Raw genomic sequence first — 23680 nt, 5'->3', positions numbered from 1 at the left:
TCCTTTCAGTCTTATGGCGATCTCGCGGGGTCCGACAAGCTCGGCACGTCTTCTGGGGGGCCGGCCTTGGCTGTGAGCCAATCGATAGCCGCCTGCGCTTTGGCGCCCGCGGACAAGAAAGCGCGCGGTTCATCGCGGATGACATTGAGCCAGCTCGCGCAATAGGCGGCGTGATCTTCCAGATGGTCCGGCGGCAAGCCGATCATCGCCCCCAGCATGGCGCTGCCAATTTCGGCCGTGAGTTCCTCACGACTCCTCGCGCGCGGATCAACGGCATAATCCTGCAGCCGATTGAGGCGGGAGGGGTGGCCGGTGAAGTGGATGAGTTCGTGGAGCCTTGTTGCCGTCTCCTGTTCAGCACTGACGAAGGCTTCAAGTGGCGGCATGTGGATCGTATCGGTCGCTGGCGAATAATAGGCCATGGCGCCGCCGACTCGAACCTTCGCGCCTGAGCGCGCAATCCAAGCATCGAGCACCGTTTGCGGAGGCGCCTTGGGCGCGATCTCGGCGCCGAAGCCGGTCGGAAGTTTGTCGATCTGCTCCACGTTGAAAACATGAAAGAGCTTGAGAAAGCGGTAGCGGCGGGTCTCGCCGTTGCCGGCGCTGGTTTCCGCATAATCGCCCGAGCCATGCTTGGCCGTCGCCTGGCCATAATAGACCACAGGGCAGGCTTTCTCGCCCTTGCGGACCTGACCACCAAGTGCGAGCGCCTGGCGATAGGTCAGCCAAGTGCGCTTGGCATGGCCACGCGCGATTTGTGCTGCCCAGAGCAGCGGCACGTTGGCGCCTCGATAAGGTTCGCCATTGCATCGCAGCGGCAGCCCAGGCGTGGCGGCCAGAGCGCGATTGCGATCCCACGGCGCGCGCCAGGGCATCACGCCTTTCTCCAGCAGTCGTGTGATTTCGGCTGTGACGTGAGTGAGGGCGTCGTGCGCCGATCGTTGCGGCGTGGACGTCTTGAGAGCGTTCGACTTGGTCATCGGATCTGTCCTGCTGGCGCGCGTGTGCCTTCGCGATCACGCGCGATGTTGAGAGAGTGAGGAGGTGGAACGGCCGCGCTCGTGCGCGGCCGTAACGCTGCGCTTAAGCTTCGGCGGGGGCTCGCGCGGACTGAGCCTTCGGCTTTTCGCCGCGTTGGAAGCCCGTGATCTCGAGCGTGGTCTCGTAGACTTTCTTGTCGGCGGTCTTGTCGCGCACGCGCGGAACGAGGCGGCCTTGGAGGGTCACGCTCTGCCCTTTGTCGAGGTCGGTCAGCAGACGCTTGTTGAGGTCAGCGTCGAATGACACGCAGCGGATCCATTCAGTGGCGGTGAATTGGCCATCGCGGCCTTCGACGAGCCGATCGGCGGCGAGAGAGATCGAGACGGTGTTGTTCTTGTATTGGTTGATCGAGCCGATACGGCCGTTGGCGGTGAAGCAGAACATGAGGATTTCTCCCGAAGCGCCGGAGAGCTCCGGCTGGCGCTGCGGGCCTCGCCCGCGATGGTGATGCGGGCGCTTGTGGGCATGAGGAGGCTGGCAAGGGGTCGTGGGACACGACCAAAGGCTTGCCCCTTGCCAGCCTCCGCCCACATGCGATGCGCGCTCACTGAAGCGGGAAGGACCGTCGGCGTCGGCGGGTGCGTGCGGTTGGGAGAAACGGCAGAAGTCCGCGTTGCGCATCCGGTCTGCGGCGCACGTACCAATTCCAGACGTAAGACCTGAAGTGCTTGCCGCCGCAACTTGGGGTGACTTGGGTCGAAGGTTTTCTGTTGCAGCGTAGGGTTGCTTCACGCCGGGCGCGCATCAGATCAATGGCTTGGGGACGGAGAAGAACGCGCTGTGGCTAAAGCAAATAAGAAGCAGGCAAAGGCGAAACCCGCAGCGAAGACGCGATCTCTCGGGCCGCGCACAGCGGGCTCTGTCGATGCAAAAATCGGTGCGCTCATCCGCGAACGCCGTCTGGCGATCGGTGTTTCGCAAATGCGCCTCGCCGAGGCGCTTGGGATCACGTTCCAGCAGATTCAGAAATACGAAAAGGGCGTCAATCGCGTTGCTGCAAGCACGCTGATGCGGGTTGCGCGCACACTGGAGTGCAAAGTAACCGATCTCTTGCCCAACGACGCATGAGCGTTGGAGATTGCGCGCCGATTTTAGTCGTCTTCAGGTAGGCGCCGGCGCACTATTTCCTTCGAGGCCAGGTCCTGGCGGTCAGCCTCGAGGGGATTTTCCAACGGCCCCCAGGCCCACGCCATCACGCAGGCTTCTTTTGCGCCGCATCGTGAACATTTGAGCGAGCGGGTGAGATCGCGCGTGTAGGTGCCTGTGCGCCAGGTTTGCGCGACGCGCCCCCAAAGCCATTTATCGCTGTGCTTGCAGGCCGTGCAGCTTATCCAGATCCCCTTGGTCCCGCTTTCGAGACCGATCGGATAGCCACGCTCTTTGTCGTTCCAATAGATCACGGTCGCGTCCCCACGCGACCCCATGCGGCGTCACTCTAGGAAACTCAGCCAGGGCAGGCAAACCCATGCGTCACCAGATTGATGCGCCAATTCCACTGTGAGCTTCAGCGCAATTGCGTCCGAAGCGCTCCGCGATCGGTAGTCGACCAAATTCCGAAATCAAAGCGCCGGGCGTTCAGCTCTTCTTCTTCAGCCTGATGCCGGGGCCGCCATCGGTGGTGTCGCCTGAGCCCAAGAAGATGATGCCTTTGCGCTCAAGTACGGCGCGCAGGCGCTCCATATTGTTTTCGTACATTTCGCCATTGCCGGTCTCAAAGCGGCGAATGGTGGATTCACTGACCTTGGACGCGGCTGCCAGATCCGCAGCACTCCAGCCGATGGCGATGCGCGCGAGCCTCAATTGCAGCGGCGTGACCATGGGTGCTCATTCATTCCTGTTGACAGGTAGATGATTTCCTGTCACGTTGATGAAAATCATTTACTCTGCCTGCGGTTGGCCCGCGTGATTCCGATGGGACGGATTCATGACCATGCGTCGCGCCCTTATTCAAGCCGAACCAGATGTGATCGGTCCCGCAACGATCGCCTCGGATGACGCGCGATGCGCCGAACTTCTGGTTCAATTTCTGCGGCTGCAGCGTCTGTCGGATGCGGCCTATGCGCGTGTGCCAGGCATTGAAGCGGCCCCGCGTGAGGGCGTGAGCGCACGGCGCGAGGCGCTGGCCGCGCGCGCCGAAGCGCTCGATTGGAAGATCGATGCCAATGTGCGGGCGCTGACCCTGCATCAGGCAAGCTCCTGGCGCGCGGTCGCACTCAAACTGATTGCCTGGCGGCGCTACAGCGCATGGGGGCGCCCGCCCGGTTTCATCGATGCCGACCAGATGTTGGCGTTCTCCGCCTATTGCGACGCGCTCCGCTTGGGTGACTTGGCGATGATGGACCGAGATGACGACAAGGCGGTCTGGGCGTCGATCGCGGGTGTTGGCGCCAGCTGAACCCCGTCATCTGTTTGGCTGCGTCTAGGGCTCAATCTGCCCGCTCAGCACCGCTCTGACGGCTGCTTGCACTCTGCTGGAGACGCGGAAGCGAAGTCTGACGGACTCGATATGCCGGCGGACGGTGGCGACCGAGATGCCGAGGTCGCGCGCGATTTCACCATCGGTGCGGCCGCGCGCGCTCAATTGCAGACATTGGCGCTCGCGGATCGACAGTTTCGGCGTGGGGGCAAGCGGCGGCGCGCACAGAAGGGCTGCACGATGGTGGGTGATGACATTGGCGAGTTTGGCCGTGGCGTACGCGGCCGGATCGACATCCACACAATCTGTGACCAGCGACGAAGAGGCGGCGAGAAAGAGCGTTGGCGCCAGTGCATGCGTGCGACCAAAGCGAAGCCCGCACTCACGCGCTTCCGCGAGGATGCGGCGCTGGCGCCAGGGCAGGCCCTGATAGAAGTCCGGATCATGCCAGAGAAAGTCCGACGCGCCGGTTTCGACGGCCCGATAGACGGGGTCGATCAAGAAATAGCGTTGGGTCGAATAATGGCTGACCCATTCTCTCGGATAATTGCAGAAGACATAGGTCGCCCGATCAGGATGCAGCGGATCGGCGTGCCCGCCGAGGGCCGCGTAAGCAAAGCCGAGCGCGCGCATCCGGGCGTCCCAGACGCGTTCGAGTTCTGGCAATGAGGCTGCGGCTTCGCAGGCTTGTGCGAAATCCAGCACGGCGTCGTCGATCAAAGGCGCGGACTGCATCGGCCCTCCAGCTTCAACCTTCTCCGAGCCTATCACACCTCCGGTTGTGTGCCCAGACGAGTGGATTCACCCAATCCTGGTGACGATTCTCGCGAACCAGCGGCCATGAGCGGTCGCGTGTTTGCTGTGATGGTTGCAATGACTCGAAGCGGCTTTCGCAGCGGGCGCAGATTGTCCGCATGGCGATGCAATTCACCACCAAGCAAGTCGTGCAGATGTCTCTCTTCATGCTGTGTGTGGGCGTGCTGGGCTCAGTGGGCGCAACACAAACGCTCGCGCACATCTTTCGCTATCAGCCAGCCCTTGGCGATGCGTTCACTTTAGGCGGCGGGCGGATCTACGCGCCTTGGGCGTGGCTTCAGTGGGAACGCGCATGGGGTGCAGATTATCCGCGTCCCTTTGCAATCGCACGGCTCATGGGCGGAGCGGGGCTTGTCTTGGCGTTTGTGGCGCCAGCGCTGACGCTTCGACGCGCGCATGCGCTGCGTCCCTTTGGCGAGGCTGCGTGGGCGAGCTTCGCTGACATTGAAGCTGCTGGGCTCTTTGCCAAGGGCGGCACGATCCTCGGTAAGATCGACGGCGAGATCATCGCCTTCGATGGTCCAGAGCATCAGCTGCTCATCGGCGCCTCGCGTTCGGGCAAGGGCAGGGGCCAAGTGGTCCCGACCTTGCTCGCCTGGAACGCATCGGCCCTGGTGCTCGATATCAAGGGCGAACTCGATCATGGCGATCCGCGCCATGGCTTTCCGGGCACTTCGGGGTTGCGCGCACGACTAGGTCCGGTGCTGCGCTTTGCGCCCACCGATCCAAACTCCAATTGCTTCAATCCATTGTTTGAAGTGCGGCGCGGATTGAATGAGATCCGCGACATCCAGAATATTGTTGAAGCCCTGGTGCATCCTCAAGGAGAGACACGCGGCGCCGAGCTCTTCTGGAACAACAAAGGCAAGGAGATCATCACCGGCATCATCGTGCACGTGCTCTATAGCGAGCCGGTTGCGCAGAAGACTTTGGCGCGGGTGCGCGAAAAGCTGCGTGACCTCGACGCCACCGCCGAAGAGATGCGCACGAGTCTGCATCGTTTCAATCCGGAGACGGGCCTGGCCGAAGTGCATCCCGAGGTGCTGCACGCGGCCCAATCCTATCTCGCCAGCGAAGAGCGGCTGCGTTCAGGCATCAAGGCGACGGCGGAATCCTTTTTCGGCATGTTCGCCGATCCTGTGGTGGCCGACAAAACCGCGCGCTCTGATTTCCGTATTGGCGATCTGATGTGTCTCGATCAGCCGGTCACGCTCTACCTGCAGCCGCCGCCTTCGGATGCGCCGCGTCTGATGCCGCTGATGCGGCTCTTCATCAATATCGCCGCGCGCGCCTTGATGGAGGATCAAACCCGCGATGGTATGGGGCGGGAGAAGAAGCATCGGCTGCTGATGCTGCTCGATGAATTTCCTCAACTCGGCCGGCTCGACTTCTTTGAGAAGATGATGGGCGCGATGGCGGGCTACGGGGTGAAAATCTACCTCGTCTGCCAATCGCTCAATCACATCATCAGCGCCTATGGCCGCGACAATGTCATCCTCGATAACGCCCATATCGTCACGGCGTTCTCGGCATCGGATCCCGAAACGGCCAAGCGCATCGCCGACATGGCGGGCGAAGTATGGGAAGTGCGCCCGCACGAAAGTGAACAGCGCCCGCGCGCCGTGCTGGGCGCACGCAAGGGCACGATCACCTACCGCGAAGAGCGTCGGCCTTTGTTGTTGCCGGCCAATGTGCGGGCCTTGGCGCGCGATGAAGAACTCATCTTCGTCGCCGGCGCCAAGCCCATCCGCGCCAAGAAGCTGCGCTTTGATCAGGAGCGTCTCTTTGCCAAGCGTCTGCGCCCGCCAGCGCCGAAGGCGGAGAGACTGACGGCGGCGCATGACTGGGAAGACATCCGCCTATTGGGGCGACTTCCACCCACAGCCAAGCCGCGTGCAAAGGCCAAGATCGAGCACCGCGCAGTGCTGACGCCTGCGGCGCAGCCGACCGCCCAATCGGATTTGTTCAAGCAAGATGAGGACGCCGAGTCGGCGCCGACATCGCCGACGATTTCCCAACTGGTGCTGGCTGGCCTGCGTTCGCCGCAGGCGACAGACCCCAAGACGCAAGACAGCGAGCCGCCCAAGCGCTCGCGCGCGACAGGAGTGTAACTCGATGTCGCGCGCACCGGTGAAGACCTATCTCGATGAGGGCCTGGCCGCGGCGGTGTCGCGGCTTGCGGCGGTGCAGAACCGTTCGGAATCCGCGATCATTGCCGACGCCGTACGCGCACGTTTCGCGAGCTCATCGGAGGCAGCGGGCAAGGCCGATGGCGAGACGCAAAAGCGCCAGCTCAATCGCCTGGAAGCGCGTTTCGACAGACTCATCTGGGATTTGACGCAGACCAAGCAGGCGATGCTGCTCTTTGTGCGGGTCTGGCTTGAACACAATCCCCCGCTCGATCCCGAGATTGAGGACAGCGCCGGCGCCAGCGCCGAGGCGCGCTTCGAACGCTTCCTCGATCTCTTGAGCCAACGTCTCATCGCGCCGGAGGCAGGCGATGACCTGCTCGATCGCTTGGAATTTGGCGAGACCGCAAACGGCCATGACCGCGCAAAGGCGGGGGCGGGAAATTCATGACCCACGCGCACGCCATCGTCCAAGCCCGGCGCCGCTCTTCGCTGGCGCGTGCTCTGGGGCCTGCGATCGCCGAGGCTTTGGCGGCCGCCGATGTGGTGGAGGCAATGGTCAATGTCGATGGAAAACTCTGGCTCGATCGCGTCGGTTCTGGGTTGGAGTGCACCGCGCACACGCTCTCGGTCTCGGATCGCGAGACGGCGATCCGCATTTTGGCGCACGAGGCCGGTGAAATGGTCGGCGAGGCGCGCCCCGCGCTTGCGGCCATTCTCCCAGAATCCGCGGCGCGGGTGCAGGCCCTGCTGCCGCCGCTGGTCGAGGCGCCGATCCTCGCCATCCGCAAACGCCCAACCCGCATTTATTGCTTGAGCGATTATGTGGACGATGGCGTTGCCACCGCCCGCCAAGCTGACGTGCTCGCCGAAGCCGTGAAGGCGCGCGCCAACATTGTCGTCGCCGGCGGTACGGGGTCGGGCAAGACCACCTTGCTCAATGCGCTCTTAGCCGAAACGGCCTTCCGCGACGCGCGGATCATCATCTTGGAAGACACAGCCGAGCTTCAATGCAATGCGGCCAATTGCCTGCAGCTGCTGACCAAGCGCACGAGCCCGACGATCGGCATGCGCGATCTGGTGCAGATGAGTCTGCGTCTCAGGCCCGATCGGATCGTTGTCGGCGAAGTGCGCGATGGCGCAGCGCTTGAGGTACTCAAGGCCTGGAACACGGGCCATCCCGGTGGGCTGCTGACGCTCCACGCCAATTCCGCCCACGACGCGCTGACGCGACTGGAAGATCTGACGCTTGAGCAATCGGCGCATGCGCCCCGACGTCTGATCGCGAGCGCAGTCGATCTCGTCGTCTTCATCACGCGCACCGAAACCGGCCGCGCCATTGCCGACATCGCGCATGTGCGCGGCCTAAGCGGCGATGCCTACGACATCCAATCCATCGAGGGGACAAAGCCATGAGAACGGCAAGCCATATGATTTTGCGTGCTCTGTCGCGCAGCAGCGTCTGCGTGATTGTGTTGTTGGCTTTGATTGGGCCTGCGCACGCGTCCGGCTCCGGCATGCCGTGGGAAGGCCCGCTCGAACAGATCGTCGATTCCATCACCGGGCCTGTGGCGCGGGCGGCGGCGGTCATCGCCATCGTCATCGCCGGCGTCACCATCATTTTCTCCGAGGGCGGCGGCGGGGTGAGGAAGCTCGCCTTCGTCGGCTTGGGCGTCGCTGTGATGTTCGCGGCGGTTTCGTTCTTTCTCGATTTCTTCGGCTTTGCCGGGGGCGCGGTTCTTTGATCACGCTCGCCACAGATCGCGCCTCACAAAGGAGATGCCACCATGCTCGAAGAGCCAGAAGGATATCGCACGCCTTTGCGTACCTCGCTCACGCGCCCGATCCTGATGGGCGGCGTGCCGCGCGCCTTCGCAATTCTCAACGCCACGATCGGCGCTGCGATCGGCTTTGGCCTGCAGCAGCCTTTCATCGGCTTGCCACTCTGGGCGCTGTTGCAGGGTGCTGCCGCCTGGGCCGCGGCGCGCGATCCCTGGTTTCTGGAAACCTGGCCGCGTCACCTGGCCAAGCCACTCTTCTTCGAAGCGTGAGGGCGTAATATCATGATCGATCTTCGGCCCTACAGACACGCGTGCGCCAAGCTCTCGGATTATCTGTTGTGGGCGGCACTCATCGCCCCGGGCATTGTCCTAAACAAGGACGGCGCCTTCCAACGGACGCTGCTCTTCCGCGGTCCCGATCTCGATTCCGCGACACCGTCGGAATTGATGGGGGCGAGTATCCGGCTCAACAATGCGCTCCGCCGTTTCGAAGGCGGCTGGTGCATCCATGTCGAAGCGCGCCGCGCGCCCGCGCCTGGATATCCCGACGCGGATTTTCCTGACGCGCTCTCCTGGCTGATCGACGAAGAACGTCGCGCCGTCTTCGAGACGGCCGGCGCGCGCTTCGAGAGTGCGTATTATCTGACATTGACGTGCCTGCCGCCGGCCGAGCGCCAGGGCAGGCTGGAGAACCTCTTATTCGAAGGCGGTGAAATCGGTGCGGGCGGGCCGGTCGATTATCGCCATCACCTCGCGCGCTTCGTCGAAGAGAGCGATCAGATGTTGGCGCTGCTCGAAGCTCTGATGCCGCAAGCGCGCTGGCTGAGCGACGAGGAGACGCTGACCTACCTCCATGATTGCGTATCCGAGCGTCCCCATCGCGTGACGGCACCCACGACGCCTTTCCACCTCGACACGCTTTTGACCGATACGAATGTGATCGGCGGCTTAGCGCCTCGGCTTGGCGCCAAGCACCTCAAAATCATCTCGGTCCGAAGCTATGTCGCCGAAACTGAGCCAGGTCTATTGGACGCGCTCAACCGCTTGGCCATCTCGTATCGCTGGGTGACGCGGTTTTTGCCGATGCCACGCGAAGAGGCGCGCCGCGAGTTGGAGAAGATCCGCAAACGCTGGTTCTCCAAGCGCAAGGGTCTGATGACCATGTTACGCGAGGCGCTCTTCAGGGAAGAATCCGCGCTGCAAGACAATGACGCCGCCAACCAGGCCGGTGACGCCGATATCGCGCTCCAGGAATTGGGCGCCGATGCGGTGGGCGCGGGCTTCGTCACTTTGACCATCACCATCGCCGAAGCGGACGAGAGCGCCGCAAACGAAGCTGTGCGTCAGGTACAGCAGAGCGCTGACGGCCTGGGCTTTGTGACACAAGTCGAAACCGTCAATGCCGTCGAAGCGTGGCTGGGCTCATTGCCTGGTCATGCCTATGCCGATGTTCGCCGTCCCATTCTTCTGACACCCTCGCTCGCACATCTCTTGCCGACGAGTGCGGTCTGGGCGGGCCCGCTGCGCAATGCGCATTTGGCTGGCCCGCCCTTGATGTTGACCGCGACCGATGGAGCGACGCCGTTTCGGTTAAGCCTGCATGTCGGCGATGTCGGTCACACCATGATTGTGGGCCCGACCGGGGCGGGCAAATCGGTGCTGCTGGCGACGCTTGCGGCGCAATGGCTGCGCTACGAAGGCGCGCAGATCTATCTCTTCGATAAGGGGCGTTCAGCCCGCGCCACGATCTTAGGTCTCGGCGGTGATTTCTTCGATTTGGGCGAAGAAGGCGCGTTGGGCTTATCGCCCTTGCGCGACATCGACCGGGACGATGAGCGCGCTTGGGCAATCGATTGGCTCTGCGACATCCTCAAAATGGCATCTGTTGCGGTGACGCCCGAACTGCGCGCTGAAATCTGGCGCGCACTCGACATATTGGGCGCACGCGGGCCAGAGGATCGCACGCTTTCGCTCTTCACCGCTCTGGTGCAGGAAGAAAACGTCCGCGCGGCCTTGGCGCCTTTCACACATGGCGGCCCCTATGGACGGCTGCTCGATATGGATGCGTCGAGCTTAGGGGAGGGGCGCGTCCAGGCGTTTGAGATGGATGATCTCATGCGCCGACCAAACGCGGTCGGGGCCGTGTTGGGTGCGCTCTTTCACGCGCTTGAACGCGGGTTTGACGGCCGACCTACCTTGCTCGTGCTTGATGAAGCCTGGCTCTTCTTGAAGGACAGCTTCTTTGCCGCGCAAATTCAGGATTGGTTGAAGACGCTGCGCAAACGCAACGTGGCGGTTTTGTTCGCGAGCCAGGAATTGGCCGACGTCGAGGCAAGTCCGATCGCCTCCACCATCATCGAAGCCTGCCACACGCGCATCTTCTTGCCCAACGATCGCGCGCGTGAGCCGAGGTCACGCGCCTTCTACGAGGCGCTCGGACTCAACGCCCGGCAAATCGAGCTCATCGCATCCGCCACGCCAAAGCGCGATTATTATCTGGTCTCTCGAGACGGTGCGCGCCTCTTCGAATTGGGGCTGGGTCCGGCGGCACTGGCTTTTGTTGGCGCCTCCCGACCCGAGGATCACGCGCAGATGGATCGCGTGCTGCAGGAAGGAGGCCGCGAGGACTTTGCCGCGGCCTGGCTCGACATGAAGGGCCTCAGCGAGGCCGCCGATGCGATCCGACGCTTCAAGACCCGGACTTCACCACCATCGCTAATCGCCGCTGAATAGGAGGGGCGCATGTTCGTCAGACACTCACGTCGTTTGTTTGCGGCCATCTTGGCCTTCAGCCTCGGCTTTGCACCAGCGCGCGAGGCGCGCGCCATCACGGTCATCGATCCCAGCAATCTGGCGCAGAACATCCTGCAGGTCAGTCACATGATCGAACAGGTGCGCAACCAGGTGCAGCAGATCGAGCAGGCGACGGCGATGCTGCGCCAAAATCCGCTGCAGCTCAGTCCCGAATTGTCGCAATCGATTGGGCAAGCGCGGGCGCTGTTTGAAAGCGTTGAGGGGCTCGCCTTCGAGGCCAGCCAATTGGGCGCGGAATTGCGCGCGCTCTACCCTGAAACCTGGGAGGCGTTCGAACTGGGCGATGTCCTGGCGCAATCTGACCAATGGATGCGCCAAAGCCGGGCAAGCCTTGAGCGCGCCATGGAAGCCGAGGCCCGCGCCGCGGAGCGGCTTGGCCAGACACAAGCGCGCATCGAGCGCGCGCTACAATCATCGACCGGCGCCGAAGGCCAGACCGGCGCGATCCAGGCCGGCAATCAATTGCTCGGCATCCAAGCTTCGCAACTTGCCGACATCCACGCGCTGCTGATCGCGCAGGGACGCGCGTTAGAGACCGAGCGGTTCGAGCGCCTCGCGCGCGAGGAACGCGCGCGCGAAATCCAGCGCCGTGCTTTCCCTGGCCAAATTTCAGCGACGACAGCGCATGCGCGCTCGGCCTTCGGGGACTGACATGGATCCGACTTCGGTCAATTCCTTCCTCGACCAATTTCTAGCCGTCGCCGATTCCGGTTTCGGCTTGATCCAGGGCGATGTGAGCTACGTGCTGAATGCGTTGATCGTGATCTCGATCACATTGGCTGGCGCACAATGGGCATTGGCCGGCGAGGCGCCGATGGCGCCGTTCTTCCGCAAGGTTCTGTTCGTCGGCTTCTTTGCCTTCCTTGTGAACAATTGGCCGACGCTCTCCAACGTCATTGTCCGCTCGGGCGCGCAGCTTGGTCTCAATGCGGGCGGCGGCGCGCTGAGCATGGCCGAACTCCACAATCCCGGACGCGTCGGCCAGATCGGCATCGAGATGTTCGGTCGCACGGTTGCGCTCGCCGAGGGGATGAACTTCTTCGCCGACACGATGACGATGTTGCTCATCTTCATCGCAGCACTCTTCGTGGCGCTGGGCTTTTTCGTATTGGCGCTCCAGCTCTTCGTCTCGCTGATCGCCTTCAAGCTTGGCGCGCTTGCAGCTTTCGTGGCTTTGCCATGGGGTGTGTTCAATGGCACGGCCTGGGTGGCGGAGCGTCCGATTGGCTGGGTCGCGGGCTGCGCCATACGGCTCTTTGTGCTGGCGCTGATCGCGTCGGTCTCGATCAGCTTCGTTGAAACGCTGCCGCCACAATTCGTGCTCGATGATGGGGGTGGGCTGCAGGTGCTCTTCTTCGGCTTGACGGTGCTCGCGCTCGCCTGGTTTGCGCCGATGCTGGCGAGCGAAGTTGTGCAGGGCCAGCCTCAGCTCTCCGGCGCCGACGCAGCGCGCACTGCGATCGGCACGGGCTTCACAACGGTCGCGGGCGGCATGGTTGCCTACCAGGCTGGCAAGAACGCCTTGAAGCTTGGCGGCGCGCTCGGCGGCGGCGCGATGCGCATGATTGGCGGTGCGCGCAACACTAAGGGCGGGGGCCAAAGCGGCGGGCGCCGTCCCGCCATCAATTATGCGGCGATGCAGCCGCCGCGCAAACCTTCCGGAGGACGCCCATGAACATGCCATTCCGTGCACCAGCGCGTTCGTACGCGCCCGAACCGGCAGAGACGCCGTATCAACGCGCACGCCAGGAATGGGATGCGCGCATGGGGTCTGCCGTGCTCTCAGCGCGCGCCTGGCGCAGCATGGCCTTTGGCGCGCTTGCCCTCCTGGGTGTGAGCGTCGCGAGCCTTGTCATTGTCGCCCTTCAGCAGCGCACCTTCATCCACGTCGTTGAAGTCAGCCCCGAAGGCCAGGTGATGAATGTGCGCGCCGCTGACGGGCGTTGGTCGCCGAATGAAGCGCAGATCGCCTACCATCTGGGCCAATTCATCCGTCTTGTGCGCTCTCTGCCGACAGACGGCGTGGTGCTGCGCGAGAACTGGATGCAAGCCTATCGCTTGCTGACGCCGCAAGCGGCAGCACAGCTCTCCGAGATCGCCCGCCAGGACGATCCGTTCCTAAGCCTGGGCCGCGTCGGCCGCACCGTGCACATCCGTTCCATCATCGCGCGCTCTAACAATGCTTGGGAAGTGACGTGGGTCGAGCGCGCCACCAACGCGACGGGCTCGACCGATCCTGAAATCTATTCCGGCGTCTTCAGTTTGACGACAAGGCCGCCGCGCAACGCCGACGAGCTCGCCAACAATCCCTTGGGGCTCTTGATCTCGGACTTCTCCTGGAGCCGGCAGCGATGAATTGGACACCCACACTTCTCGCCGCCGCCATCGCGCTCGCCATTCCAGCGCAGGTCGACGCGCAAACGCGGCGCACACGCGCGGAAACCCCCTTGGAGATGCTGACGTCGGCCAACGATGCCTCGCGCCAGCGGCCAAGCCGAGAGGGCTTCCAAGCCGCGCGTCAAATCTATTCGTTTGAGCCCGGCGCGATCTATGAGCTCTACACCAACCCCAATTATGTCTCGACCATTCTGCTGGAGCCCGGCGAGAGTTTGAACAACATCGCCGCGGGCGATACCTCGCGCTGGATGGTGACGCAGGCTGACGGGGAAGCCGAAGGCGAGGGGCGCACCATCGTCCTGGTGAAGCCGCAAGCGGCGGGTCTGCGCACCAATGTCGTACTCATCACCGATCGTCGGACCTATCTGATTGAAGCGATCTCGCAATCGGGTTCAGCGTATTCCGCACAGGTCGCCTGGTCCTACCCGCAAGCGGAGCAAGCGCTTCAAGCAACGACTCCGCTCGACGGTCTCAATTTCAATTATCGCATTCGCACGATGCGCGGACGCACACCTTCCTGGTCGCCGGTGCGCGTCTTCGACGATGGACGCCGCACCTGGATCGAATTTGCCGGCGATGTTGTAGCGAGCGACCTACCGCCGCTCTTCGTCATCACCGGCGAAGGTGCGGAACTGGTCAATTATCGCATCACGACAGCACAAAACGGTCCGCGCTATGTAGTTGATCGCATCTTCGACATTGGAGAGCTTCGCCTTGGTACGCGCGCGCCACTTGTCGTGCGTATTGAGCGCAACCCAAGCCCGCCGACGCCACGGCGCCGGAGTCAGAGGCCATGACGATCGAAACCGAAGCCGCGCCTTCGCTAGACGTCCGCGCCAAGCCGCCATCGCCTAAGCGTCTCTCCCGCAAGGTGCTGATGGCGGGATGCCTAGGCGCGGGCGCAATTATCGCCTTTGCGCTGGTCAATGGTCTCTCCGAGCATGAAAGCGCGCGCGGCGAAACCCAGAACGCCATACAAGCCGCCGCGGGCCCGCCTGAAAATATCGCCCAAGCATCGGCCGACTATGATGCAGCCTCTCTGCAATATGGGCGTTACGACCTTCACGATGCGGATGATCTGCAGCCTCCCGATGATCCGTTGTGGACCGGTGGCGCGAACGAAGCCGGCGCGTCTCGTGCTCACGCGCAGGCCGACCCCGAGCGAACGCAAGCCGCCCCAGATCCGCAGCAGCTCGCGCGCGTGGCGCCAATCCTGTTCGTGCGAGAAGTGGAAGCGGACAGAGGGGGGGATAGAGATGCTACTCTCGCCGCGCGCCTGACGCCGCCGCGCTCGCGCTACATGCTGCAAGCGGGCCATGTCATTCCAGCGGCTTTGATCACGGGGTTAAACTCCGACCTGCCAGGGCAGGTGAGCGCGCAGGTGACGGCGCCCGTGTTTGATTCCGTCAGCGGCGAGTATCTGCTCATTCCGCAGGGCAGCCGCCTGGTCGGGCGATATGACAATGCGGTGCGCTACGGCGATCGACGTCTTTTTCTAATTTGGACCCGGCTTATTCTGCCGAATGGCTGGAGCATCAATTTAGAGGAGATGGCGGCGACTGATCCCTCGGGCGCCGCAGGTCTCAGCGATCGCACCGATCATCATTTCGATCGGTTGGCCGCGGCGATCGGATTGTCGGCGATCATTTCGGTCATCGCCAATGAAAGCGAGGACGAGGACGAAGGGGGCTCGCTCTCACAAAGCGTCGGCGATGCGGCCGCACAACAAGCAGCGCAGAGTGGCGGACGTATCGTCGATCGCGAACTCAATGTGCGTCCATCGATCACGATCCGGCCCGGCGCTTCGGTGCGCGTTCTGGTGACGCGCGATCTCGTGCTTCGAGCTTACCGATGAAGCTCAGGAATTATCTGCCGCTCAAAGCCGTGATGGAGGATCTGGGCGTCAGTCGGTGGACACTCTGGCGCGCGGCTGCGAGCGATATCGCCGGTTTCCCAGAACCCATCCGAGTGGGCCGGCAAATCTATTGGAAGAAGTGTGAAATGGACCAATTAGAAGCCGCACTCATGAGCTTTAGGGGCCGCTGCGCGTTCGACCGCAAGCGCAAGCACGAGAAGAAGCTCCGAGCACTCAAACGATCACGGGCAAAAGCGGCACCCCGCAAGCAAGGGCAGAAGGGAGTTCAACGGGATCTCTTTGGTTCGTAACGATGTATGGGACGCAGTGGCAAGCGTCACGACGCTTTTGCGCGCCTCCTGGTGCAAATGTTGACGGCGTTTTGCGACGTCTTGTTCGTTCGACGTGACTCGGCAATCGACCGTCGCTAATTATCCTTGTGCGAAGCGGGCGAGGAGGCCGAGGTGGTCACGAGGACATTCCGGCTTTTTGTCTCATCTACTTTCAGGGATTTTACAGAAGAACGTCGACTTCTGCATGAAGAGGTCTTCCCCGAACTTGAACGCCTCTGCGCCACGCACGGATTTGGCTTCCGTGCCGTGGATATGCGCTGGGGCGTGAGCGCGGATGCGCAGATTGATCAGCGCACAGCGGATCTATGTCTCGAAGAGGTCGTGGACGCCAGAGCATACCCAGCGCCTAATCTTCTGATCCTGTGCGGCGATCGTTACGGTTGGGTTCCGCTGCCCTACGCGATTGCCGCCGATGCCTACGAGGCAGCAATCCGTTGGCTCGCGATCGGGGACAATGCCGAAATCGTAGCGGTGCTCGACCGCGTCTATCAGCGCGACGAGAACCATCGCATCGCGGGTGCGCTTCTGGCGTCCGCCGGTGAGACCATGTCTGCCTATACGCTGCGGGCAAGGGAAGGGGATCTCGCCGACTTTGCAGACCCCAACGCCTGGATGCTGATTGAGACGCGTCTGCGCCATGCTCTGCAAGCCGCCGCGCATCACCTTCACCGAGCGGGGTTGCTCAGCGATGAGTGTCGTGACCAGACCGTCTTGTCACTTACTGAGCAGGAAATCCGACAAGGACTGACCGGTGTCGCGCCGTCCGCGATTGCTTGGATTCGCACGACACATTCAGCTGAGCCAGGCGCGCGAGCACTTTCGGATTTGGTTGGCAGATTGGTGCCCGCTGATCAACTGGCCTTCGGTGACTTCAACGCTGCCGATTATCAAGCGACCTTTGTTTCAACCGTCACCGGGAAACTCAAGGCGGCGATAGAGCGGCACATCACATCCGTCCAGATCCGAACGCGCGCCGCCGACGCAGCTCTTCAAGAAGAGCGTGACGTGCACAATGCATTCGCTGAAGAGCGGGTGCGTGTGTTCGTGGGACGCAGCAGCAATCGGGCGGCGATCGAAGATTACCTCGATGCCGACGTGCGTCATCCGCTGGTGCTGAAAGGCATTTCCGGAGCGGGTAAGTCTGCGCTCATGGCGCGCGCGGCGGTGGATGCCGAAAACAGGGGCGGTGTCCCTGTTGTGAAACGCTTCGTCGGCGCCAGCGCTGCCTCTACGGAGCAGCGCTCACTTCTCATTTCGATCTGCACAGACCTGGAGGCGCTCGGTGTCACAAAAGCGGTCGGACCATGGGAAGAGGACGCCAACCGTTTTGTCTCCCAGGTCAGGACCTTTATCGCCGCCATCGCGCAGCCTGTCACGATCTTCGTAGACGCGCTGGACCAGCTGCGTGCGCCGTATCGAGCTGCGTGGCTTCCGGACGAGCTACCAAAGGGTGTGAAGATTGTAGTCTCAACGCTCGAAGACGAGGCGTACGCATCCGAGAGCACGATCATCCGTGGACTGACGCATGCCTTACCCGATAACGGAGTTCTGGAAATTGAACCCCTAAGGCGGACCGATGGTGGCGACATCCTCGCCGACCTTCAGCGCGATGCGCAGCGGAGCCTGACCAAAGAACAGCAGGATTATATCCTGGACCGCTTCGTCGCGGCCGGTGCTTCACCGCTTTATCTTAAAGTCGCGTTCGCTTTGGCGCGCCGCTGGAGGTCCAGTGACGATCCGCGCGCGCGCGGTCTCGCTGACGATGTCGCGGCCCTCATCGGACAATTCCTCGACGAATTGTCGAGCGTTCGTCACCATGCGCCACAGCTCGTCGCGCGTGCACTCGGCCTCGTTGCCGCGGGACGAGAGGGGGTGAGCGAGAGCGAACTGCTCGCAGTGCTTTCCCGGGATCACGAGGTCATGGCAGCAGTGTCGTCGGAGCAATTCGGCGCGAGCACCCAGCGGCTGCCAGACTCTGTTTGGGTGCGGCTGCGCAGAGATATGCAGGCGCTCCTGGTCGAGAAGGGAAGCGACGGTGAGAGATTGCTGCAGTTCTTCCACCGCCAGGTCGCAGAGGTCGTGCGCATACGGTTTTATGATCGGGATCGGAGCAGATTGCACCATGCGCTGGCGGAGTTTTTTGAACCGGAGCGGGATTGGCGGGCTGACGATCTAACCCTGAGCCGCCGCTGCATCGTCGAACTGCCCTTTCAGCTACATCATGCAAAACAGCAGGATCGTCTCGACGCGCTGCTGACGAATCCCGCTTGGATCGACAAGAGTGTTGCGGCCTTCGGTGGAACGATTGAGGTTGCCGCGGACTACGAGAGCTTCGCGTCGTCCGACGACGCGAAGCTTATCGGCCGGACTCTGCGCCTGATCGCCGGAAACGTGGCGCGTGATCTGCGCCAGTGTTTGCCTCAGTTGCACGGTCGCTTATTGCACCTTGCGAGCAGCACCTTCCTTTCAAATTGCTTGGAGCAAATGTCGCCGGGAGCAATCTATGAAACGCAAGCGGCGCTTACGCCCCCCGGTGCGGAATTGGCGCGGTTTGAACCAGGAGACCGGGCGAGCCGCGCCGTAACCGCCCTCGCTGTTTTGCCTAATGGGGTTCTCGCTGTCGGCCACAGCGATGGCAGTATTAGGGGTTGGGACCCAATTACTGGCGCCGAGGCGGTTCGGTGCAACGGGCATGAAAGCGCAGTGCGTGCTTTCGCTATCTTGCCGGATGGGCGCTTGGCGAGTGGCTCTGATGACAAGAGCGTCCGCGTCTGGGATGCAAATACGGGCTCAGAACTTCTTCGGTTGGAAGGCCACCGCTATCCCGTCAAGGCCCTGGCGGTGTTGGCCGATGGGCGCTTGGTCAGCGGTGGCGATGAAATAACTATTCGGGTCTGGGACGTAAGCTCTGGTGTCGAGGTCGCGCGGCTCGACAAGGGCCTCGGAGGGGACGGGGTATCATCGCTTGCAGTGTTGCCTGATGGGCGCCTGGCAAGTGCCTGGGCACATTCCGGCATTCGTATTTGGGACATGCGAACTGGCGCCGAGATGCTCCAGTTGCGCCGTTCAACGAACTCGCTTGGCCCCACGGTGAGCGCGCTTACCGTTTTGCCGAACGGGCGCTTAGCCTGCATTGCAGAAGGCAAAATTCAGGTTTGGGATGTGAACGAGGGTGTCGAGGTCAGCCACGTTGAAAATCACAAGTCAGCGGCGTTTCTTGTGGTCACGCCCCAAGGCCAAATCTTCGCGGGCTCGCAAAATGGCGACATCCGCACTTTCGGAGCGCCACATACTAAGACGTTTAAGTTGGAAGGACACCGGGAAGAGATCACTGTACTCGTCGCGTTGCAGGATGGGCGACTGGCTAGCGGCTCCCGCGACAACAGTGTGCGCATTTGGAATCCGCAGGCGGCGCCTGGCGCTGTTTTGCCCGACAAGAACAGTCAGGCGGTAGAAGCGCTGGCGCTCCTCCCTGACGGGCGCGTGGTGAGTGGATCTGGAGGTGCGCTGGGGGTGTGGGACACAAAGTCCTGCGCAAGAGTTGCTGAATATACTGGCCGCCCAATCCCCGAGAAGTTCGGAGGGCACAAGCATTTCGGCGCTACGCAGATTTACGCGCTCCTGATTCTTGATGACGGAACCGTAGCGAGTGGTTGCGGAGACGGCGTGCGAATCTGGGATGCAAATGCTGGCGTCGAGCTTAGCTATTTTGATACCGGCGCCTCAGGTGCCCGCCTGTTGGCCGCGCTTCCTGGTGGGCGCTTGGTCGCCCCGAACAAAGTCATTTCACATCAGGATGGAGCCTATTCAACGCGCGATTTTCTGAGCATTTGGGATGTCGCGACCGGCAAAGAGGTGTCGCAAATCGAAGCGGGCTACGTCACTGCGTTGGCAGGGTTGCCGACGGGGTGCTTGGCAATTGGCTATTTTAATGAGGTTAGAATTTGTGACGTCGAAGCTAAAGTGGAGATCGCGCGGTTCTCCACTTCGCACGCTGGAGGTGATAGCGCTTTAGCAGTGCTTCCCGATGGCCGCGTCGCTGCGGCCTCAGGAGACGGAGAGTGGGTTGCCGTCTGGAATACACAGACTGCGGAGGAATTTGTTGTGTCCCGGCGCGCTTCAGCTTGGAGAAGTGTGGACAGGCACTATGCCCACAGGCTTGCGGTGATGGCCGGTGGATTGCTCGCCGTGAGCGCGGGGACAACAGTGCGTATCCTGGAAGTTCTCAGTCGCACTGAAGTTGGCCGTATAGAACTCGATGGCGAAGTGCGTGCCCTTCTTGGTTTGCCCGACGGGCGGCTTGTGGTCGGAGACAATCTAGGTCGACTGCATTGGCTAGCGATCAAGCCCGCCCGGCCAAGAATTGATATCGCGCGCCAATTGACTGCCCCGGCCCTGCTTTCAGCGTCGGCGACATTGCCTCACACGACCTCCAATGCGCCGCCGACTGCAAAAACCTCCGCGCCGAGCACTGAGAATTCCCTTCCGGCCGAAATCACCAACCTACACCCAAAAACCGCTGCGCCCAAAGGGCCGCGCAAGGTGCTGCTCCCCACAACATTCTTCGCTTTGGCGTTGCTCGTCGCTTTGGCCGCTGCAGCACTTTGGATAATCTGGATTGGTCCAGAAGGTTGATATGCGTCGCGATCTCGTGGACGCACTCTGGATCGGGTTATGCGGCAGCGCGGTCAGTCAATGCGCAGCGCTGAACCGCCGCGCAGCATTGGGGCGGGGTGGCTAGGATGTTTTCGCCGCCGAAGCCGAAGTGGCGTCTTTCGCACCACCCTGAGCCTCAAAGGCTGCCCGCGCCGCAGCGATTTTGGCGAGCCCGCGGGAAAGATAGTGCGGCACCGTGTGGCGCGACACGCCCAAACGCTTGGCGATGTCGGCGTGCGAAAAACCCTTCAGCTTGAACCACAAAAGCGCCAGCCGCTCCCGTTCAATCAGCGAGAGTTGGCCGAGACGCTGGGCAAAACGCAATCTTACGTCGCCAAAGTCGAATTGCATGAACGTCGTCTCGACATAGTGCAGCTCGTTGAATGGCTACGTGCGCTTGAAGTAGATGAGCGCAAATTCTTCGCTGAGATTCTCAAAGACATCCCAGCGACAAAGCAGAAACGCTGAGCGAGCGCCGCCGGCCGCTTGGGGGCAGTTTCGGAAATCAGCGCACGCTGTTTGCGACGATAGCGGACGCAGATGTTGGACTATCCAGCCATCGTCCAGAGCGCTACGCGCTCGCAGCTCCCGATGCTCGTGAGGGCGGTCGAATGAGCCATGGTGAATTGATGGTGGTTGGTGGTCTTGGTGGCGCCAAACAAGCGCAGGTCGGCTATTAGATCTCGAATGTCCGCCCAGAGGTCGGTCAAGGGGGTGGGTGGGCCAGACAGTCCCCAGAAGCCGCGATGAACACCGACTTGGTCTCTCCAGAATTCGAGATCTGCTTTTGCAATGCCGGCACGTTCGAATACGCGCTGTGTTGCGGTCGAGGCGATACGAAGGAGCAAACAGGCACGAGATATCACTGCGAGTTCTGCGTGCTTCGTTGAGGCTGGCGAAAGCTGCGAATAGTGGAAGAGTTTGGAGTCTTCTCGGGCGGTTTTCCGCCTCAGGAAATCAAACCAAGCGTCTTGGCTTGCCTGGGACCACGCGTGCTGTGCGACGCAGGGTCGAATGTAGGCTTCAAAACGTTTGCGATGCAGGCGTGGATTGAGGCCGGTGCGGCCTAGGAACGCTTTCTCGAGGCTTAGTCGCAAGATGTATCGATCAATCTCGTCAAACCCTGCGGAATGGCTCGTCTCCAGCGCCGACCAGAGGTCGATTACGAAGGCGAGTGCATCCTTGAGCAATGGCTCCGCGCGGCCAGTCATTCCGGAAGGACGATAGCTAGCTTCGTTGCGAGCGCGCTGGTCGTCGCCCATCAACATCAGGTCCATGCCCCATTGGAGAAACCAATGCTGCGCATGCGCAGAGATAATTGTGCTTCCGCCTAGCGGTGCCAACCATGTCTCCAAAGATTGCCCTCCCGGTCGCACGAGGTTCGCCAGGTACGGACCCGAGCGAACGTCGTTGGCCCACCACGAAATACAATCCCATACGAAATTGTGCGTGCCCTTTGGATTTGGAAGTTCGCGTACGCTGTTTGCCGCATCAACTATGAAATGCCGCGTGTTCATCACGCCGATGCCTTCACACGCGAGGATAGACATCGCGGCACGAAGCTCTGCGTAGTAGGCGAGATGGATGGCGCTCTTTGAGTCTCCGCTGATGAGCGCCTGGAGCGAGCGCCCCAGGTACGACCATCCATCAGTGCAATGTAGAAGCGTACTAACGGCGATGTATTGTGCGAGGTGGCCCCGTTTGATCGTTCCGCTCTGGCGGTCTGCTTCCACACGCATGATTGTATCTAGGCGATACCGATTGGCTGGCGAGAGCCACCGTTTCGCGCGAATTGTGGAAGTTGCGCTACCCAACGTGTCTTCAATCGCCTTGGTTGAGGCGAGCGGAATCATGCTGGAATTTGCGGCGCTCAGGCTCAAGCGAGCGCCTCAACTCTTTCGACCATCGATTTCAAAGTCGAGCTACTAGAAACGAGGTGCTCTAGAATTCTCCGTCGCAGTTCTAGGTATCCACCGCTTCCTCTGTAAGCGAGCTTTGCCAAGCGTTGCTCCTCGGACAGGTTGGGGGCGGCGCTTGAACGCCAATCAAAGGTGGCGAGGTTCTTGGCTATGTCATCCAGCACACCGGCAATTTTTTGCTCGCTAATCCCCCTCAAGGCATTGCTCACCGCTGTCTCATCCGCGGCTCCCGCTGCCTCGTCAGCGGCCCACTTGTCGAGCGCGAGGCGGGAAGCGCTTGCAAAACAAAGGTCGTTCAGGACGTGCAGAAATCCTCTGACGCCTTGGTCCGTATTGATCAACGCGTAGGGGCCGTAAAACGCGGCGTCGTCTGATTTATTCTTCGCAACAGAACTTTGACGTAAATCTTGAGCCCAGTCAGCGTTCGTATTCGTGATCGCACGATGCAGTGCCCGAGCCGCATAGATGAGGAAAGCGGCTTGCTGTGCTCGGCTCCACCCGAGAACTTCGTCGTCGTCGTCATATCGGCCGCCAAATAGGCCGCCGAGTTTTGACCCGCGTGAACGCCACTGGCGCACAAACGTTGCGGTGAGGGTCTTTATCCACGCGGATTGGGTGACGCCGCCTGTGTCCTTCTGGCCAAGCATATTGATGCGGTGAAGCCAAGGGCTGTCAGGGTGTGACCACATCGCTTCGGTCAGTTCTTGAGCTCGTGTCTCGCGATACACGGGGTGCCCATCGGTGCTGTCGAGCCAATCTTCGCCGCGGAGTAGCGGATAAAGGTCAAACGCCAAGCTTGCGTTGATGCGCTTAGGTTTGATGTTGATGGTCCAGAACAGATACGCCTGCCAACTAATGTCGAGTCCGTAGAAGGCCACAACTGGCAATTCGAATGATGTGTTCTGTCCTCCAAAAGCAAACAGGCGATGCTGCCCATCAACGATCTCCATTGGCGGGAGATTGGATGGGCGCCACGACGGTACCCATGCTGAGTACGGCAACTTCAGCGAGGCGATCGCGCCTGCATCTTCGATCTGAATGAGGTCCTCTGCCGCTACCGATCCGCCGAGAGGCCGTCGGTCGATGTCGCGCAAAATATTCACGACAATTGCGGTCGGCAGCCAGCCCGGCTTGCGCATCGAGTTATACGCATTGCTGCGGCGCTGAGCATCCGAGAGGGTCGACCAAGGGAATCCATATTCGATGTAGCGAGAAATTTCCTCAGAGCGTTTCTCGTCGTGCTGGCGCTGTATCCCCAGGTCCTGAGCTCGCGGAGTAGGATTGGTGGCGTCACGCCGACTCACGCCACAAAGACTTTTGAGTTCGACGGCAGGTATCGAGCAAAGCAGGAAACTGGGTTCCGGCTTGCGGCGATGTGCTTTTTCGGAAAAGCCAACATTTTCCCAGCCTGCGCGCCACTGATTTACGCGAAGCGCCGGGATGCTGCGCCGTTCGGGTGGTTGCTGCTTGCTCTCTGCGTCAGTCATTCGCGCTACGGTAGCA

At 61.5% G+C, this 23680-nt stretch carries 24 protein-coding genes; 16 read left to right on the top strand and 8 right to left on the bottom strand.

Translation table 11 applies throughout. The annotated features are described in order from the left end of the window. Positions 1–11: 11 nt before the first annotated feature. Complete coding sequence (locus EPJ54_RS03790) at positions 12–980, bottom strand: ArdC family protein (protein ID WP_135210328.1); 969 nt, start codon at positions 978–980, stop codon at positions 12–14. Between the two features lie 103 nt (positions 981–1083). Further along, a complete protein-coding gene (locus EPJ54_RS19710; protein ID WP_167755562.1) occupies positions 1084–1425 on the bottom strand; it encodes a single-stranded DNA-binding protein in 342 nt (113 codons plus the stop codon). Between the two features lie 396 nt (positions 1426–1821). Here EPJ54_RS19710 and EPJ54_RS03780 point away from each other — a divergent pair, with 396 nt between their 5' ends. Further along, positions 1822–2109, top strand: coding sequence for a helix-turn-helix domain-containing protein (locus EPJ54_RS03780; RefSeq protein ID WP_135210326.1), 288 nt, complete (start codon positions 1822–1824; stop codon positions 2107–2109). A gap of 23 nt (positions 2110–2132) precedes the next feature. Here the strand turns inward: EPJ54_RS03780 and EPJ54_RS03775 are convergent, their stop codons facing one another. After that, complete coding sequence (locus tag EPJ54_RS03775) at positions 2133–2465, bottom strand: hypothetical protein (protein ID WP_135210325.1); 333 nt, start codon at positions 2463–2465, stop codon at positions 2133–2135. Positions 2466–2616: 151 nt separating this feature from the next. Then, positions 2617–2859, bottom strand: a complete 243-nt coding sequence (locus EPJ54_RS03770; protein ID WP_135210324.1) for a helix-turn-helix domain-containing protein — start codon at positions 2857–2859, stop codon at positions 2617–2619. A gap of 106 nt (positions 2860–2965) precedes the next feature. Here EPJ54_RS03770 and EPJ54_RS03765 point away from each other — a divergent pair, with 106 nt between their 5' ends. After that, positions 2966–3436, top strand: a complete 471-nt coding sequence (locus tag EPJ54_RS03765; RefSeq protein ID WP_135210323.1) for a hypothetical protein — start codon at positions 2966–2968, stop codon at positions 3434–3436. Positions 3437–3460: 24 nt separating this feature from the next. On the opposite strand, the gene EPJ54_RS03760 is transcribed toward EPJ54_RS03765, so the two are convergent. Next, on the bottom strand, positions 3461–4192 hold the full coding sequence (locus EPJ54_RS03760) for a helix-turn-helix transcriptional regulator (RefSeq protein WP_135210322.1): 732 nt from the start codon (positions 4190–4192) through the stop codon (positions 3461–3463). 179 nt (positions 4193–4371) lie between these two features. Between EPJ54_RS03760 and EPJ54_RS03755 the strand changes: the two genes are divergently transcribed. The 13 genes from EPJ54_RS03755 to EPJ54_RS03695 all read left to right on the top strand — a co-directional run bounded on the left by EPJ54_RS03755 (position 4372) and on the right by EPJ54_RS03695 (position 20237). Next, positions 4372–6384 carry a type IV secretory system conjugative DNA transfer family protein gene (locus EPJ54_RS03755; protein ID WP_135210321.1) on the top strand — a complete coding sequence of 671 codons (2013 nt, stop codon included), beginning with the start codon at positions 4372–4374 and terminating at the stop codon, positions 6382–6384. A gap of 4 nt (positions 6385–6388) precedes the next feature. Further along, positions 6389–6853 carry a hypothetical protein gene (locus EPJ54_RS03750; RefSeq protein WP_135210320.1) on the top strand — a complete coding sequence of 155 codons (465 nt, stop codon included), beginning with the start codon at positions 6389–6391 and terminating at the stop codon, positions 6851–6853. After that, entirely contained in the window at positions 6850–7818 is a 969-nt protein-coding gene (gene trbB, locus EPJ54_RS03745) for a P-type conjugative transfer ATPase TrbB (protein WP_135210319.1), read from the top strand. The genes EPJ54_RS03750 and trbB overlap by 4 nt, the downstream gene beginning before the upstream one ends. Then, complete coding sequence (locus EPJ54_RS03740) at positions 7815–8147, top strand: TrbC/VirB2 family type IV secretion system protein (RefSeq protein ID WP_135210318.1); 333 nt, start codon at positions 7815–7817, stop codon at positions 8145–8147. The genes trbB and EPJ54_RS03740 overlap by 4 nt, the downstream gene beginning before the upstream one ends. 42 nt (positions 8148–8189) lie before the next feature. Further along, complete coding sequence (locus EPJ54_RS03735; protein WP_135210317.1) at positions 8190–8453, top strand: VirB3 family type IV secretion system protein; 264 nt, start codon at positions 8190–8192, stop codon at positions 8451–8453. Between the two features lie 12 nt (positions 8454–8465). Next, positions 8466–10916, top strand: coding sequence for a conjugal transfer protein TrbE (gene trbE, locus EPJ54_RS03730; RefSeq protein WP_135210316.1), 2451 nt, complete (start codon positions 8466–8468; stop codon positions 10914–10916). A gap of 9 nt (positions 10917–10925) precedes the next feature. Next, positions 10926–11648, top strand: a complete 723-nt coding sequence (locus tag EPJ54_RS03725; protein ID WP_135210315.1) for a TrbJ/VirB5 family protein — start codon at positions 10926–10928, stop codon at positions 11646–11648. A 1-nt stretch (position 11649) separates the two neighbouring features. Then, positions 11650–12672, top strand: a complete 1023-nt coding sequence (gene trbL / locus EPJ54_RS03720) for a P-type conjugative transfer protein TrbL (RefSeq protein ID WP_167755561.1) — start codon at positions 11650–11652, stop codon at positions 12670–12672. Beyond that, positions 12669–13352, top strand: coding sequence for a conjugal transfer protein TrbF (gene trbF / locus EPJ54_RS03715; protein ID WP_135210313.1), 684 nt, complete (start codon positions 12669–12671; stop codon positions 13350–13352). The genes trbL and trbF overlap by 4 nt, the downstream gene beginning before the upstream one ends. Next, positions 13349–14191 carry a TrbG/VirB9 family P-type conjugative transfer protein gene (locus EPJ54_RS03710; RefSeq protein WP_135210312.1) on the top strand — a complete coding sequence of 281 codons (843 nt, stop codon included), beginning with the start codon at positions 13349–13351 and terminating at the stop codon, positions 14189–14191. Before trbF ends, EPJ54_RS03710 begins: the two co-directional genes overlap by 4 nt. Further along, complete coding sequence (locus EPJ54_RS03705) at positions 14188–15249, top strand: TraB/TrbI/VirB10 family type IV secretion system protein (RefSeq protein ID WP_135210311.1); 1062 nt, start codon at positions 14188–14190, stop codon at positions 15247–15249. The genes EPJ54_RS03710 and EPJ54_RS03705 overlap by 4 nt, the downstream gene beginning before the upstream one ends. After that, a complete protein-coding gene (locus tag EPJ54_RS03700) occupies positions 15246–15560 on the top strand; it encodes a helix-turn-helix transcriptional regulator (protein ID WP_135210310.1) in 315 nt (104 codons plus the stop codon). The genes EPJ54_RS03705 and EPJ54_RS03700 overlap by 4 nt, the downstream gene beginning before the upstream one ends. Positions 15561–15713: 153 nt before the next feature. Then, on the top strand, positions 15714–20237 hold the full coding sequence (locus EPJ54_RS03695; RefSeq protein WP_167755560.1) for an AAA family ATPase: 4524 nt from the start codon (positions 15714–15716) through the stop codon (positions 20235–20237). 102 nt (positions 20238–20339) lie between these two features. Here EPJ54_RS03695 and EPJ54_RS20360 read toward each other — a convergent pair whose 3' ends face one another. Then, the gene (locus EPJ54_RS20360) at positions 20340–20522 is read right to left on the bottom strand and encodes a sigma factor-like helix-turn-helix DNA-binding protein (protein ID WP_420823025.1); all 183 of its coding nucleotides are present in this window, start codon (positions 20520–20522) and stop codon (positions 20340–20342) included. Here EPJ54_RS20360 and EPJ54_RS20015 point away from each other — a divergent pair. Continuing rightward, positions 20457–20726, top strand: a complete 270-nt coding sequence (locus tag EPJ54_RS20015; RefSeq protein ID WP_239590742.1) for a helix-turn-helix domain-containing protein — start codon at positions 20457–20459, stop codon at positions 20724–20726. The two genes, EPJ54_RS20360 and EPJ54_RS20015, sit on opposite strands and share 66 nt — an antisense overlap. An 80-nt stretch (positions 20727–20806) precedes the next feature. Here EPJ54_RS20015 and EPJ54_RS03680 read toward each other — a convergent pair whose 3' ends face one another. Beyond that, positions 20807–22138 carry a hypothetical protein gene (locus EPJ54_RS03680; RefSeq protein WP_135210306.1) on the bottom strand — a complete coding sequence of 444 codons (1332 nt, stop codon included), beginning with the start codon at positions 22136–22138 and terminating at the stop codon, positions 20807–20809. Continuing rightward, positions 22135–23664 carry a DGQHR domain-containing protein gene (locus EPJ54_RS03675; RefSeq protein ID WP_135210305.1) on the bottom strand — a complete coding sequence of 510 codons (1530 nt, stop codon included), beginning with the start codon at positions 23662–23664 and terminating at the stop codon, positions 22135–22137. Before EPJ54_RS03675 ends, EPJ54_RS03680 begins: the two co-directional genes overlap by 4 nt. Positions 23665–23680 lie beyond the last annotated feature (16 nt).

This window comes from Vitreimonas flagellata, assembly GCF_004634425.1.
In the GTDB taxonomy this organism is placed as follows: domain Bacteria; phylum Pseudomonadota; class Alphaproteobacteria; order Caulobacterales; family Aquidulcibacteraceae; genus Vitreimonas; species Vitreimonas flagellata.
Note: the sequence above shows the minus strand (reverse complement) of the source record. Positions and strands in the feature narration are given on the sequence as shown.

What these genes read in the sequence shown, in the direction of transcription:
- EPJ54_RS03700 (WP_135210310.1), top strand. Translation starts at nt 15,246, where the DNA reads ATGAAGCTCAGGAATTATCTGCCGCTCAAAGCCGTGATGGAGGATCTG.
- EPJ54_RS03705 (WP_135210311.1), top strand. Translation starts at nt 14,188, where the DNA reads ATGACGATCGAAACCGAAGCCGCGCCTTCGCTAGACGTCCGCGCCAAG.
- EPJ54_RS03750 (WP_135210320.1), top strand. Translation starts at nt 6,389, where the DNA reads ATGTCGCGCGCACCGGTGAAGACCTATCTCGATGAGGGCCTGGCCGCG.
- EPJ54_RS19710 (WP_167755562.1), bottom strand. Translation starts at nt 1,425, where the DNA reads ATGTTCTGCTTCACCGCCAACGGCCGTATCGGCTCGATCAACCAATAC.
- EPJ54_RS03740 (WP_135210318.1), top strand. Translation starts at nt 7,815, where the DNA reads ATGAGAACGGCAAGCCATATGATTTTGCGTGCTCTGTCGCGCAGCAGC.
- EPJ54_RS03755 (WP_135210321.1), top strand. Translation starts at nt 4,372, where the DNA reads ATGGCGATGCAATTCACCACCAAGCAAGTCGTGCAGATGTCTCTCTTC.
- EPJ54_RS03760 (WP_135210322.1), bottom strand. Translation starts at nt 4,192, where the DNA reads ATGCAGTCCGCGCCTTTGATCGACGACGCCGTGCTGGATTTCGCACAA.
- EPJ54_RS03770 (WP_135210324.1), bottom strand. Translation starts at nt 2,859, where the DNA reads ATGGTCACGCCGCTGCAATTGAGGCTCGCGCGCATCGCCATCGGCTGG.
- EPJ54_RS03710 (WP_135210312.1), top strand. Translation starts at nt 13,349, where the DNA reads ATGAATTGGACACCCACACTTCTCGCCGCCGCCATCGCGCTCGCCATT.
- EPJ54_RS03775 (WP_135210325.1), bottom strand. Translation starts at nt 2,465, where the DNA reads ATGGGGTCGCGTGGGGACGCGACCGTGATCTATTGGAACGACAAAGAG.
- EPJ54_RS03765 (WP_135210323.1), top strand. Translation starts at nt 2,966, where the DNA reads ATGACCATGCGTCGCGCCCTTATTCAAGCCGAACCAGATGTGATCGGT.
- trbE (WP_135210316.1), top strand. Translation starts at nt 8,466, where the DNA reads ATGATCGATCTTCGGCCCTACAGACACGCGTGCGCCAAGCTCTCGGAT.
- trbL (WP_167755561.1), top strand. Translation starts at nt 11,650, where the DNA reads ATGGATCCGACTTCGGTCAATTCCTTCCTCGACCAATTTCTAGCCGTC.
- EPJ54_RS03725 (WP_135210315.1), top strand. Translation starts at nt 10,926, where the DNA reads ATGTTCGTCAGACACTCACGTCGTTTGTTTGCGGCCATCTTGGCCTTC.
- EPJ54_RS03675 (WP_135210305.1), bottom strand. Translation starts at nt 23,664, where the DNA reads ATGACTGACGCAGAGAGCAAGCAGCAACCACCCGAACGGCGCAGCATC.
- trbB (WP_135210319.1), top strand. Translation starts at nt 6,850, where the DNA reads ATGACCCACGCGCACGCCATCGTCCAAGCCCGGCGCCGCTCTTCGCTG.
- trbF (WP_135210313.1), top strand. Translation starts at nt 12,669, where the DNA reads ATGAACATGCCATTCCGTGCACCAGCGCGTTCGTACGCGCCCGAACCG.
- EPJ54_RS03790 (WP_135210328.1), bottom strand. Translation starts at nt 980, where the DNA reads ATGACCAAGTCGAACGCTCTCAAGACGTCCACGCCGCAACGATCGGCG.
- EPJ54_RS03735 (WP_135210317.1), top strand. Translation starts at nt 8,190, where the DNA reads ATGCTCGAAGAGCCAGAAGGATATCGCACGCCTTTGCGTACCTCGCTC.